The 12,345-nt window shown below is 63.7% G+C and carries 13 protein-coding genes and 1 tRNA gene; 6 read left to right on the forward strand and 8 right to left on the reverse strand.

The genetic code is table 11. The features are described 5' to 3' along the window. Positions 1-129: 129 nt before the first annotated feature. Both recX and recA read right to left on the reverse strand, forming a co-directional pair. Positions 130-609: a recombination regulator RecX gene (gene recX, locus PI87_RS26375; RefSeq protein ID WP_039600711.1), complete on the reverse strand. Its 480-nt coding sequence runs from the start codon at positions 607-609 to the stop codon at positions 130-132. 96 nt (positions 610-705) lie between these two features. Beyond that, on the reverse strand, positions 706-1,764 hold the full coding sequence (gene recA, locus PI87_RS26380; protein ID WP_039600712.1) for a recombinase RecA: 1,059 nt from the start codon (positions 1,762-1,764) through the stop codon (positions 706-708). Between the two features lie 269 nt (positions 1,765-2,033). On the opposite strand from recA, the gene PI87_RS26385 reads away from it, so the two are divergent. The 5 genes from PI87_RS26385 (at position 2,034) to PI87_RS26405 (ending at position 6,646) form a co-directional block, all read left to right on the forward strand. Beyond that, positions 2,034-2,741 carry a response regulator gene (locus PI87_RS26385; protein WP_039600713.1) on the forward strand — a complete coding sequence of 236 codons (708 nt, stop codon included), beginning with the start codon at positions 2,034-2,036 and terminating at the stop codon, positions 2,739-2,741. Continuing rightward, on the forward strand, positions 2,734-4,302 hold the full coding sequence (locus tag PI87_RS26390) for a sensor histidine kinase (protein WP_039600714.1): 1,569 nt from the start codon (positions 2,734-2,736) through the stop codon (positions 4,300-4,302). Before PI87_RS26385 ends, PI87_RS26390 begins: the two co-directional genes overlap by 8 nt. Then, entirely contained in the window at positions 4,299-4,604 is a 306-nt protein-coding gene (locus tag PI87_RS26395; RefSeq protein ID WP_039600715.1) for a DUF4212 domain-containing protein, read from the forward strand. Before PI87_RS26390 ends, PI87_RS26395 begins: the two co-directional genes overlap by 4 nt. Positions 4,605-4,816: 212 nt before the next feature. Next, positions 4,817-6,520, forward strand: coding sequence for an MFS transporter (locus PI87_RS26400; RefSeq protein WP_039600716.1), 1,704 nt, complete (start codon positions 4,817-4,819; stop codon positions 6,518-6,520). Between the two features lie 49 nt (positions 6,521-6,569). After that, positions 6,570-6,646 (forward strand) — tRNA-Met (locus PI87_RS26405). Positions 6,647-6,754: 108 nt separating this feature from the next. Here PI87_RS26405 and PI87_RS29765 read toward each other — a convergent pair. From PI87_RS29765 to PI87_RS26425, 5 genes are all read right to left on the reverse strand, one after another. Then, a complete protein-coding gene (locus tag PI87_RS29765; RefSeq protein ID WP_232314095.1) occupies positions 6,755-6,991 on the reverse strand; it encodes a hypothetical protein in 237 nt (78 codons plus the stop codon). A gap of 33 nt (positions 6,992-7,024) precedes the next feature. After that, complete coding sequence (locus PI87_RS29770) at positions 7,025-7,282, reverse strand: hypothetical protein (RefSeq protein ID WP_232314096.1); 258 nt, start codon at positions 7,280-7,282, stop codon at positions 7,025-7,027. A gap of 156 nt (positions 7,283-7,438) precedes the next feature. Continuing rightward, positions 7,439-8,356 carry a PilZ domain-containing protein gene (locus PI87_RS26415; protein ID WP_039600717.1) on the reverse strand — a complete coding sequence of 306 codons (918 nt, stop codon included), beginning with the start codon at positions 8,354-8,356 and terminating at the stop codon, positions 7,439-7,441. Between the two features lie 251 nt (positions 8,357-8,607). Beyond that, a complete protein-coding gene (locus PI87_RS26420; RefSeq protein ID WP_052321781.1) occupies positions 8,608-9,573 on the reverse strand; it encodes an alpha/beta fold hydrolase in 966 nt (321 codons plus the stop codon). Between the two features lie 5 nt (positions 9,574-9,578). Next, the gene (locus PI87_RS26425) at positions 9,579-11,150 is read right to left on the reverse strand and encodes a flavin-containing monooxygenase (protein WP_039600718.1); all 1,572 of its coding nucleotides are present in this window, start codon (positions 11,148-11,150) and stop codon (positions 9,579-9,581) included. Between the two features lie 96 nt (positions 11,151-11,246). Between PI87_RS26425 and PI87_RS26430 the strand changes: the two genes are divergently transcribed. Further along, entirely contained in the window at positions 11,247-11,906 is a 660-nt protein-coding gene (locus tag PI87_RS26430) for a TetR/AcrR family transcriptional regulator (protein ID WP_039600719.1), read from the forward strand. A gap of 35 nt (positions 11,907-11,941) precedes the next feature. Here the strand turns inward: PI87_RS26430 and PI87_RS26435 are convergent, their stop codons facing one another. Beyond that, positions 11,942-12,310 (reverse strand): ArsR/SmtB family transcription factor, encoded by a 369-nt coding sequence (locus PI87_RS26435; RefSeq protein ID WP_039600720.1) that lies wholly within the window; start codon positions 12,308-12,310, stop codon positions 11,942-11,944. Positions 12,311-12,345 lie beyond the last annotated feature (35 nt).

A 12,345-nucleotide genomic window follows, 5' to 3' on the forward strand; every position in this document is an offset into this window, starting at 1 on the left:
GCAACGACCGCGCCGGGTCACATGCTGCAATGCAGTGTCAGACGGGTTGCAACAACCGTCGTGGGTGCAACCCGTCACATCGGTGCACAGGCGGATTGTCTGCGGAAATTGTTGCGAGATCAGCGACGTTCAGGCCGATTCGTCATCGTCGCCCAGCAATTCATCTGCACCTGAAATAATGCGCGACACCACCGAGCGTGAAAACCCGCGCGCCATCATGTAGCGAACTTGCTTGGCGCGCTCAGCCAGATCGGCCGGTGGACGGCCGAAGCGCTTTTCCCAGAGTGCCTTGGCGCGGGCGGTTTCGGTACTCTGCAGTTGTGCCTTAACCTCGCCCAGCGTCTCTTCGCCGAGTTGGTGGGTTTTCAACTCCTGCATCAACCGGGCAGTGCCGTAGCGGCCCGCGCGGCGGTGCACCACACTTTCAGCAAAGCGCGTGTTGGACAGCCAGTTCTCACCTTCCAGCCAATCCAGCAGCGCATCCACCTCCTCCGCAGACTCGGCGTGCGGCGCCAGCTTGCGGCGCAGTTCGACACGACTGTGTTCGCGCCTGGACAGATAGCCCAGCGCGCGCGCCTTGAGTGATAGCGGTTGACGCGGCAACGGCATGCGGTTTTACGCCCCAAAAGAAAACGCCCACCGTTGGGGGACGGCAGGCGTATGAAGCTCGATAGAGCCGCCGATCTGCGCCGGCGGCCAACCCAATTACTCTTCTCCGACTTCCTCGGCCACTGCGATGGCGCTCATCGGTGTCACGCCCAGCGCCTCACGGACCTTGTTCTCGATGTCGCGAGCCAGATCGGGGTTCTCACGCAGGTATTCGCGGCAGTTGTCGCGACCTTGACCGATGCGCTCGCCGCCGTAGCTGTACCAGGCGCCGGACTTCTCAACGATCTTGGCTTCGACGCCCAGGTCGATGATCTCGCCCTCGCGCGACACGCCTTGGCCGTAGAGGATGTCGAAAATGGCTTCGCGGAACGGCGGCGCCACCTTGTTCTTGACGACCTTGACCTTGGTTTCGTTGCCGACCACGTCGTCGCCCTTCTTGATCGAGCCAATGCGGCGGATATCCAGGCGCACCGAAGCGTAGAACTTCAGCGCGTTACCGCCCGTGGTGGTTTCCGGCGAGCCAAACATCACGCCAATCTTCATCCGGATCTGGTTGATGAAGATGACCATGCAGTTGGTCTTCTTGATGGTGCCGGTCAGCTTGCGCAGTGCCTGGCTCATCAGGCGGGCTTGCAGGCCGGGCAGCGCGTCGCCCATTTCGCCTTCGATTTCAGCCTTCGGCACCAGGGCAGCCACCGAGTCGATGACGATCAGATCAACCGAACCCGAGCGCACCAGCGCATCGGCAATTTCCAGGGCCTGTTCACCGGTGTCCGGCTGGGAGATCAGCAGGTCCGGCACGCTCACGCCAATCTTGTCGGCGTAAGTGACGTCAAGCGCATGTTCCGCGTCGATAAAAGCGCAGGTACCGCCCAGTTTCTGCATCTCGGCAACCACTTGCAGCGTCAGCGTGGTCTTACCAGACGATTCCGGACCGTAGATCTCAATCACACGGCCACGCGGCAGACCGCCAACGCCCAGCGCCACGTCCAGCCCCAGCGAGCCGGTGGACACGACCTGGACCGGCTCCACCTCAGCATCGCCCATCTTCATGATGGAGCCCTTGCCGAACTGCTTTTCGATCTGCGCGAGCGCGGCAGCCAGCGCCTTCTGCTTTTCTGCGCTCATCGTGGCTGCCTTCTTGCCGTCTTCCATGGTCGTCCTTCGTGCGATTTGGTGTATAAATGGGCCGCAAGGGCCGATGATTCCTGCGTTTGTTCGCAACAGCGGATCAGCTGCACGGCCTGACGCTAGAACCAATCTTGATACTTTAGCGCCGCCAAGACTACAGCACCGCGAGTTCGGAGTACTGTATAAAAAACCAGTGGTTTTGACAAGTCTCCAACGCAGTTGTCGCGTGAAAACAATGTAGCAGGCGGGATGGGCAGGCCAGACACCCTGCCCGGCATCGCGGGGAGACACGCATGCGCATCCTGATAGCCGAAGACGACGCCACCCTGGCCGACGGGCTGACCCGTTCGCTGCGCCAGGCCGGCTATGCCGTCGACCGGGCCGAAGATGGGGCCGCCGCCGACGCGGCGCTTGCCACCCAAACGGCCCAGACCTATGACCTGCTGATCCTCGACGTGGGGCTGCCGCGCCTGTCGGGGCTGGAGGTGCTCCGGCGCCTGCGCTCGCGCGGGGCCATGCTGCCGGTGCTGATCCTGACCGCCGCAGACAGCGTGGAAGACCGCGTCAAGGGCCTGGACCTGGGCGCCGACGACTACATGGCCAAGCCCTTCGCCCTGTCCGAACTGGAAGCGCGTGTCCGTGCGCTGGTCCGGCGCGGTACGGGCGGCGGCGCCACGCTCGTGCGTCACGGCCCGCTGGCGTTCGACCAGGTCGGGCGCATTGCCTATATCCATGACCAAATGATCGACCTGTCGGCGCGTGAGATCGGGCTGCTGGAGATTCTGCTGGCGCGCGTGGGCCGGCTGGTGTCGAAGGAGCAGTTGGTCGACCACCTGTGCGGCTGGGGCGAAGAAGTCAGCAACAACGCCATCGAGGTGTACGTCCACCGCCTGCGCAAGAAGATCGAGGTGGACGGCATCCGCATTGCCACCGTGCGCGGGTTGGGCTATTGCCTGGAGCGCGCCGCCACCCCCGCCACCTCGACTGCGGCCCATGGCTGATCGGCTGGCCTGGCCGTGGCGTCGCCACCGCGCACCTCACGCATCCAGCGTACCGCGCAACAGCGCCGCGCCCCAGGCTGACGACCGCGACCTCGCCGACACCCTCCCACATCTCGAAGACGACGCCACCGGGCCAGTCGCCCGATCCCTGTTTGGCGAGATTCTCGACTGGATGCTCGCACCACTGTTGCTGCTCTGGCCGATGAGCATTGCGGTGACGTACCTCGTGGCCAAGTCGATCGCAAATGCGCCTTACGACCGCGCGCTGGAATCGAGCGCCATCGTACTCAGTCAGCAGTTGCGCGAAGTCAACGGGCGCGTGACGCTGCAACTGCCGATCTCCGCCCGCGAGATCCTGCGCGCCGATGAGACCGACAACATCTACTACCAGGTGCTGGGCGAGAACGGCGAATTCGTCTCGGGGGATCGCGACCTGCCGCTGCCGCCCGAAGAAGACGCCAACGCCGGCAGCCTCGTGCAATTGCGCGACGACCGTATCCACGGCGCGGAGATTCGGGTGGCGTATACGTTTGTGCAGCGGCCCGGCATGAACGGCGGCAAACCCGCGCTGGTACAGGTGGCGGAAACGCTCGACAAGCGTGCGCAACTGGCCAACGAAATCATCAAGGGCGTGATCCTGCCGCAGTTCGTGATCCTGCCGCTGGCGGTCATCCTGGTGTGGTTCGGCCTCACGCGCGGGCTGGCGCCGCTCAATGCGATTCAGGAGCGCATCCGCGCGCGCAACCCGGGTGATACCAGCCCCATCGACGAAGGCGCTGCACCGCAAGAGCTGACACCACTGGTGGCATCGTTCAACGACCTGCTCGGGCGCCTGGAGCAGTCGGTACAGACACAGAAGCGCTTCATTGCCGATGCCGCGCATCAGATGAAAACGCCGCTGGCCGGCCTGCGCATGCAAGCCGAGTTGGCCCAGCGTGAACAATCGCCCGACGAGCTGCGCCGCACGCTCGCCCATATCGCCGACAGCTCGGATCGCACGGCGCACCTCGTCAAGCAACTGCTCTCGCTGGCGCGCATGGAGAACATGGGCGCGACCGACGGCCTGGTGCCGCTCGACATCTGTGCGCTATCGCGCGAGGTGGTGGCCGACTGGCTGCAGAAGGCGTGGGCCAAGCAGATCGACCTCGGCTTCGAAGAACCCGGCCCCCCGGTCTTGATCTCCGGCAACGCGACGATGCTGGCCGAGATGCTCAACAACCTGCTCGATAACGCCATCCGCTATACGCCCGACGGCGGCCATGTGACGGTGCGCGTGACAACCGCGCCGTTCGAGCCGTTCGTGTTCATCGACGTGGATGACACCGGCCCCGGTATCCCCGTGGCCGAACGCGAACGTGTGATGCAGCGCTTCTATCGCATCCTTGGCACGCAGGCGGAGGGCAGCGGGCTGGGCCTGGCCATCGTGCGCGAGATCGTGCAGCAGCACGGCGGCGATATCGAGGTGCTCGACAACGTCTACCAGACCTCGCCACGCGTGGCCGGGGCGCGCTTTCGCATCACGCTGCACCGATGCACGCCGGATGGGGAGACCACCGCATGAGCATCACGCCCGGAACGCCCGCACGCCGCCGCTGGATTGCCAACATGCGCTGGATCGCTGCGCTGCTGGGCGTGTGGTTCGTCGTCACCTATGTGGTGGCGTTCTTTGCGCGCGATCTGTCGATGCGCTTCTTCGGTTGGCCGTTCGCTTACTGGGTGGCGGGCCAGGGCGCGCCCATCGTCTATGTGCTGATCACGGTGATCTATGCGTGGCGCACGAATCGCGCCGCCGATGCTGCATCGCAAGATGTCGATGCACCGCAAACCGACGCCCACGAGCCGCCCGCACCGCCCTCCATTTGATGCGCTGAAGCAGCGAATTTGCGCTGCGACGCAACGCGCACATCCTCGTGTATACCCCGATAAAAATGCCCCGTTTGCGGGGCATTCGTGTCAGAACGCAGTAAGTTTCGCTTTCCACAATCGTTCACAATTCCGCGGGCGGTTGCTTTGCGTTGTCATGTCCATGCCCAGCGGGACAAATCGACGAGAACTCGACGAAAACAGGAGACAACATGGCAACCGTGCAGAGTGCACCGAATGCGCCCACCGGGCGCGTTCAGCCCGCGCCCATGACGAAGGAGGAGAAGAAGGTCATCTTCGCCTCGTCGCTGGGGACGGTGTTTGAGTGGTACGACTTCTATCTATACGGCTCGCTGGCGGCAGTCATCGCCAAGCAGTTCTTCTCGGGCCTCGATCCGACGGCGGGCTTCATCTTTGCGTTGTTGGCCTTTGCAGCGGGCTTCCTGGTACGGCCGTTCGGCGCGCTGGTGTTTGGCCGCCTGGGCGACATGATCGGGCGCAAGTACACGTTCCTGGTCACCATCGTCATCATGGGTTCGTCGACGTTCATCGTCGGCTTGCTGCCCTCTTACGGCACGATTGGCGTGGCGGCCCCGATCATCCTGATCGCGCTGCGCATGCTGCAGGGTCTGGCACTGGGCGGTGAGTACGGCGGCGCTGCCACGTATGTGGCCGAACATGCGCCGCATGGCCGTCGCGGCGCCTATACGTCGTGGATCCAGACCACGGCTACGCTGGGCCTGTTCCTGTCGCTGATCGTCATCCTGGTGGTGCGCGAGCTGACCGGCAAGTCCTTCGACGATTGGGGCTGGCGTATCCCGTTCCTGGTGTCGATCCTGCTGCTGGCCACGTCGGTGTACATCCGCCTGTCGATGAGCGAATCGCCGGCGTTCCAGAAGATGAAGGCCGAGGGCAAGACCTCCAAGGCCCCGCTGACGGAAGCCTTCGGCCAATGGCGCAACCTGAAGATCGTGATCCTGGCGCTGATCGGCCTGACCGCCGGCCAGGCTGTGGTCTGGTACACGGGCCAGTTCTACGCGCTGTTCTTCCTCACGCAGGTGCTGAAGGTGGACGCGTTCACGGCCAACGTGCTGATTGCGGTGGCGCTGGCCATCGGCACGCCGTTCTTCGTGTTCTTCGGCTCGCTGTCGGACCGCATCGGCCGCAAGAAGATCATCATGGCCGGCTGCCTGCTGGCTGTGCTGACCTACTTCCCGCTGTTCAAGGCGCTCACACACTACGCCAACCCGGCGCTGGAGCGTGCCCAGCAGACCGCGCAGATCACCATCACGGTTGACCCGAAGGAGTGCTCGTTCCAGGGCAGCCCGATCGCCCGCGAGGTGGATTTCCGCTCGTCGTGCGACATCGCCAAGCGCACGCTGGCGCAGTCGTCGGCCAGCTACGAAACGCTTGAGGGCCCGGCCGGCACGGTCGCCTCGGTGTCGATTGCGGGTAAGCAGATCGCCTCGCTCAACGCCAGCCGCACGGCAGACGGCCAGAGCTTCGACGCCGAGAGCAAGGCGAAGATCGCCGACTTCAAGAAACAGGTAAGCGAGTCGCTCAAGGCCGCCAACTACCCGAGCAAGGCTGACCCGGCGCAGATGAACACGATCATGGTGCTGGTGATCCTGGTGATCCTGGTGATCTACGTGACCATGGTCTACGGCCCGATCGCAGCGATGCTGGTGGAAATGTTCCCCACACGCATCCGGTACTCGTCGATGTCGCTGCCGTATCACATCGGCAACGGCTGGTTCGGGGGGCTGCTGCCGACCATCTCGTTCGCCCTGGTGGCCCAGAACGGCAATATCTATCACGGTTTGTGGTACCCGATCTGGATCGCGGCCATCACCTTCGTGATCGGCGTGCTGTTCGTGCGGGAGACCAAGGACGTGGATATTTATCGCAACGACTGACCGAAGGGGGTTGACATCTTCGCCGAAGACAGTAGAATCTCGCTTCTTCGGCGAATTAGCTCAGTCGGTTAGAGCGACGGAATCATAATCCGCAGGTCCGGGGTTCGAGTCCCTGATTCGCCACCAAATAAAGCAAAAGGCCACAAGCGCAAGCTTGTGGCCTTTTGTCTTTTCTGCTCCGCCCGTTCAAGGGCTCACTAAATCTCGCCCCCCCCCCCCTCCGGTCAATCCAATCTACTCGACGGTCTTTTCATAGACATCGAGCCCAACACAGCCCGAAGGCACCACACCGTGCCGCCGCCGGACAAACCCGGCTCGGCGCAGCAGCGATTTCATGTGGTTGGCATATCGCGTGCACTCGGCGCGTACCACCGCCCCCTTGGGCGCCCGCCGGACGATGTTGCCAAGCAACGCGAGTCCGTATCCCTTGCCGGAATACTCGGGGGCAATCGACAACATCAGCACGCTCACCAGCGGCTGCCCGTTGTCCAACGCCCCGCGCAGTCAGGTGAACCCGATGAACTCCTCACCGTGCTCCAACACCGCAAGCGGCGACAGCCCGCTGCCGATCCATGCATCGGCCAGCCACAAAGACAGGCACGCGCCAAGCAACTGCTTGAGCAGCAAGACGTGGCCTTTGCCGCTTAGATACTGATCGGTGTAGGCACCGTTCACGCTCCCCAATTGGATCAGTCGATAGATCGACGGAATGTCCAATAGCCCCGCACGGCGAAACACCACCTCGCCTTCTTTCTTATGCATTTCCTCGCATCCCCCAAGCGGCGCGACATTGCAGTCGGCCGTTGCCCTTGTCGGCACTGTTCTATCGGCGACTCTGGCAAGAAGTTGAGAAGGCGGAAATCCGGGGAACTGCTATGGGTCAGACGGCAAAACGTTTGCCGACAAGGTGGCCAGCGCTCATTGCAGCGCCAGGCTCTCCAGCACGAAGTCTTTGATATCGCGCCGCGTCTCTTCGGGCATGCGGGAGAACTCTAGGCCGTAGACAAAGCGCTCACCCTCCTGCCGGCGGTTGCGTACCTCGACGAATACCGTGATGGGCCGTACGCGGTGCTCGATGGCCAAGTCCACCCGGAGCCTTGCAGTGCGGCCGACGATCAGGAAGTCTTCCTTGGCCGAGACGCCAGCGCCCGTGGTGCTCACGTTCTCGACCACCACATCGACAGCCGCACGCTGATACTCGCCGGAGGACAACTCGCCCGGAAACGCCGTGGTCACGCGCTGATGCTTGCGGACGAGCGCCTGTGCAACGGCCTCCGGATAGCGCAGGAAATAGCAGCCGAACGGCCCTGCCGCTTCCGGCAGCAACGCGGTCGAAAACTTGAACAGCCGCGAGCCGGTGAAGAGCCGCGCGTCGTACTGCACGCCCACGGTCAACGCGGCGGCATGCTCGTCCACCACGCATTGCACGATCAACGCCTGCCCGGGGATCACGCCTACCAACTCCACGCGCAGCACATCCTTGGTGTCACCGGTCGTCAGGTGGAAGAACTCCACCTTCTGCGTGAAATTCGGCAGCGACGACGGCTTGGTGAGCAACGCGTCGGCATCGCTGCTGGGTGCGGTGCCCTCAGCGTCCTGCTCGTTCGCTTCCGGCGATGGATGTTTCTCTATGGCCGGTGCGTGGACGGGCTTCAGCCCAAACCCTCCGGCATGCACGCTGTTGCGCCGATAGCCGAGACGGTACAGGCGCTGCAGCAGAATGTCGGACGTGATCACCTGGCCCTTCTGGAGAAGCAGGGCACCGTCGGCGTTGTAGATGGCGAAGTCGATGGGCCTGTCAAACCGGAGATCGCCGGAAGCGAGCTTGATGAGCATGGTTGTTCTTGACGAGGGTTGCGTGCAGCTGCGTGGCCGCGAGGAGTGTGCCGCGCACGTCGTCCGGGTGCGATACCCCTTGCGCAGGGGACGCGGCCATAGACCGCAAGGAATGGCAGGGCTCCGGCCTATAACGGCATCTCTGGATCAACGTTGGCGAGTGAACCCAGGCGCACTCATCTTGGCGACAGCAAAAACAACAAAGCCCCGCATCAACGGGGCTTTGTTGTTCCGAAGTTTCGGCTGTGCGCCTACCCGGCAAGCACCACAGGCTGCGCCGGCGCGGATGCCGGTGCCGCAACCCCCATCACCCAGTCCGTCGTCAACGCAGGCTGCGTCACGGGCAACATGTGACCACCCGCCACGACGCGCAGGTTCACGCGGTCGAGCTTCTGCTTGAGTGCTTCGCCCTGACGCTTGACGTTGAGGATGCGATCTCCCTTGCCGTACAGCACGTCCACTGGCACCGTCATCGACGCATACCGGCGCTCCATCTCCGGCAAGTCTTGCGGCGCGGACACCAGGTCGGACGACGCGGCATAGAACACGTGCGGACGCAGCCCCAGCAGGCCACCGCCCTTGAACGGGAAGCTCTTCGGCATGGACTCGGGCGCAAACACGGCCTCGACGGCCTTGCGCGAATGAATGATCGACATCGGAATCGCCAGCGTCCACGACACCAGCCGACGCGCCAGCGCTGACGGCAGCACCAGTCCCTTGAATGCGCCCGGCGGCGTGCTCTCCGCATGCGTGAGCGGTGCAATCAAGGCCAGACGACGAACCACCTGCGGGTGATTGAGCCCGACCGCCAGCGCAATCGCACCGCCCAGTGAATGTCCCACCAGCACAGGCTTTTCCAGGCCCAGCCTTTCAATGCACCGCGCGATCGTGCGTGCCTGCGCGTAGACGTTGGCGGGAGACGCGTCACCGCGCAACGAGCGCCCTGACCCCGGCCGATCGATCAGGATCACGCGATGCGATTGCGTCAGCCGCTCCAGTTCCAGATACGCGAAGTTGCGCAGGTTCCCGCACAGGCCGTGCACGAACACGATGGCCGGGCCGCTGCCCTGATCGACGTAGTGCACGCGATCCCCATCGATATCGATGAACTTGCCCTCCGGCGGAAACCCGTTGGTCACGCGACGCGCGGTAACAAACGTGAACGCCACCGGTACGGCGATCACCGCAATCAAGATTGCGACGGCAGTCAGGATGATGCTGTTCACAATGCCCCCGAGGTGAATGAAGCGGTTTGCTCGGCGCCGACCGGCTGACCGCGGCGCTCGAACTGCATCGCACTGTCGGCAAGCGACCCGAACTTGAGCATCATCAGATCGCGCGCGTAATTCTGATACGACTTCCAGGGCTGCTTCGTGCCCTGCTTGGGCAGGATGGTCGCGGCACGTTGGATGTAGCCCGAGGTCAGGTCGACGGCGGGCTCGCGGCCCATCGCTTCATCGTCGAGCCGGGGCACGCAAACGTCGTAGCCATGTGCCTGCATGTGGTTGAGCAACCGGCACACGTACTGTGCAATCAGCTCGGCCTTGAGCGTCCACGATGCATTCGTATAGCCGAACGACGATGCGAGGTTCGGAATGCCGCTGTACATCATGCCCTTGTACGACACCGTCTGCGACAGGTCGACGGGGCGCCCGTCAACGGTCACCGACGCACCGCCCAGCACCTTGAGCTTGAGCCCGGTGGCAGTGACAACCACGTCAGCATCGAGATGCTCACCGCTCTTGAGCTGCAGGCCGGTGGGCGTGAAGCGTTCAATCTCGTCGGTGGCGATGGATGCGCGGCCTGAGCGGATCGTCTTGAACAGATCGCCGTCGGGCACCAGGCACAGGCGCTGGTCCCACGGGTTGTAGCGCGGCGTAAGGTGCTTGCGCACGTCGAAGTCCGGTCCGATCTGCTTGCCGGCCATGCGGATGATGAAGTCCTTGAACGCGCGGGGCTTGCGGCGCGCCAGGCCATAGAAGTACATCGTCAGCAGCACGTTCTTAGTGCGCACGAGCCGGTGCGCGAGCCCGGCAGGCAACCAGCGGCGCAGCGAGTTGGCCACGGCATCCTGCTCCGGCCGCGACACGATGTACGTGGGCGAGCGCTGCAGCATCGTCACGTGCTGTGCAGTATCGGCCATCGCGGGCACCAGCGTGACGGCGGTCGCGCCGCTGCCGATCACCACGACCCGCTTGCCTGCGTAATCCAGGTCCTGCGGCCAATGCTGCGGATGGACGATGCGGCCCTGGAACTGCTGCATCTCCGGCCAAGCTGGCGCGTGTCCCTCTTCGTAGTCGTAGTAGCCGCTGCACATGTAAAGGAACTTGCACGTGTAGTGCAGCTCCTCTTGGCGCTCGCCATCGGTGCGCAGCACGCGCACGGTCCAACGCGCGGCGGCCGAATCCCAGCTCGCACCAGTCACCTTGTGCTGGTACCGGATCGTCTTGTCGATACCGAACACACGCGCCGTGTCATGGATGTAATCGAGAATGGTCTGACCGTTGGAGATGGCCTTGTCGCTATGCCACGGGCGAAAGCTGTAGCCGAGCGTGAACATGTCGGAGTCGGAGCGGATGCCGGGGTAGCGGAACAGATCCCACGTGCCGCCCATCGTCGCGCGGCTCTCAAGGATGGCGAAGCGGGCCGATGGGCAACGCTCACGCAGGTGGTAGGCCGCACCCACGCCGGACAGGCCGGCACCAACGATCAGCACATCGAACTCAGACTCCGATGCAGTCGCCCGGCTGCGGGGCGGTTGCGTAGCGGCTGCCCTCTCGATCGTCGTCTCCATGCGCCCTCCTGGTTGGCGGCTCGGCGATTTTCGCCTTAAATGTGGTGTACGTTGTCACCACTTTAATTTTTCAGCGTCCTGACGTCAAATAGCGAAATGGAGAAAACATTTGAAACGGCCAACGCACCGGCCAAGAAAGGCCGCCCCTATGGGGGTGTGGCGCCGGAAGCACGTGCGGCCGAGCGCCGAGAAGCGCTCATCCGTGCCGGCACATGCGTCTTCGGTACGGTGGGATTCCGCAAGGCCACGGTGCGGGCGATCTGCCAGGAAGCGAAGCTGAACGATCGCTACTTCTACGCTGCGTTCGACAGCACCGAAGCGCTGCTGCGTGCAACCTATCAACAGCATGCCGAGGACCTGCGTGCCCAGGTGTCGCAAGCCACGGCCGCCGTGGACGGCACCCTGGAGGCGCGCGTCGACGCCGGCCTGCACGCGTTCTTTGCGTTTCTGCGTGACCCGTGCGCGGCGCGCGTGCTTTTGCTGGAAGTGATGGGCGTGAGCCCGGAGACGGATTCGACCTACCAGCGCAACCTGCTGGAGTTCGGCAAGCAGATCATGGCGAACGCGCTGCCACCTGGCGCCGATGATGCCGACCTGCGCGCCGATCACCGCATCATCGGCCTCGCACTGGTGGGCGCCATGACCAACGTGGGAGCGGCCTGGCTGCTGACGGGGTACCGGGACCCCGAAGAGAAGATGGTGCGCAACTGCCGGCAGGTGCTGCTCGGCACGTTGCGGGCCATGGCAGCAAGCTAAGGCCCCTCCCTAATCGCACCGCCGGCGCGGCCCGGCTACTCGCCGGAGGGCTCCCACGCGATCACCAACTGCAGCAAGCCGGGAAACCTGGCGTCAAGATCCTCCGTGCGCACGCGGCTGCGCCGTTCAAGCCCGTATTGCCGCTGGCGCAGCACGCCGGCTTCTCGCAACGCCTTGAAATGGTGGGTCAGCGACGACTTCGGGCGATCGAAGCCGAACCAGCCGCACGGGTGGTCATACGCCTCGGATTCCAGCATCAGCTTGCGCACGATGGTCAGGCGCAACGGGTCGGCCAGCGCACCAAATATCGCTTCCAGCTGCAAATCCGCCACGGCAGGTTCCGGCAACGGCTCAGGGAGATCGGCCGGCTCGGCAGCCGGTTCAGGCAGAGAAGTGCGTTTCATCTGCGCACTGTATCACTTGTACGAGTTTTTTCGAA

The sequence above is a fragment of the Ralstonia sp. A12 genome, from assembly GCF_000801955.1.
Lineage (GTDB): Bacteria > Pseudomonadota > Gammaproteobacteria > Burkholderiales > Burkholderiaceae > Ralstonia.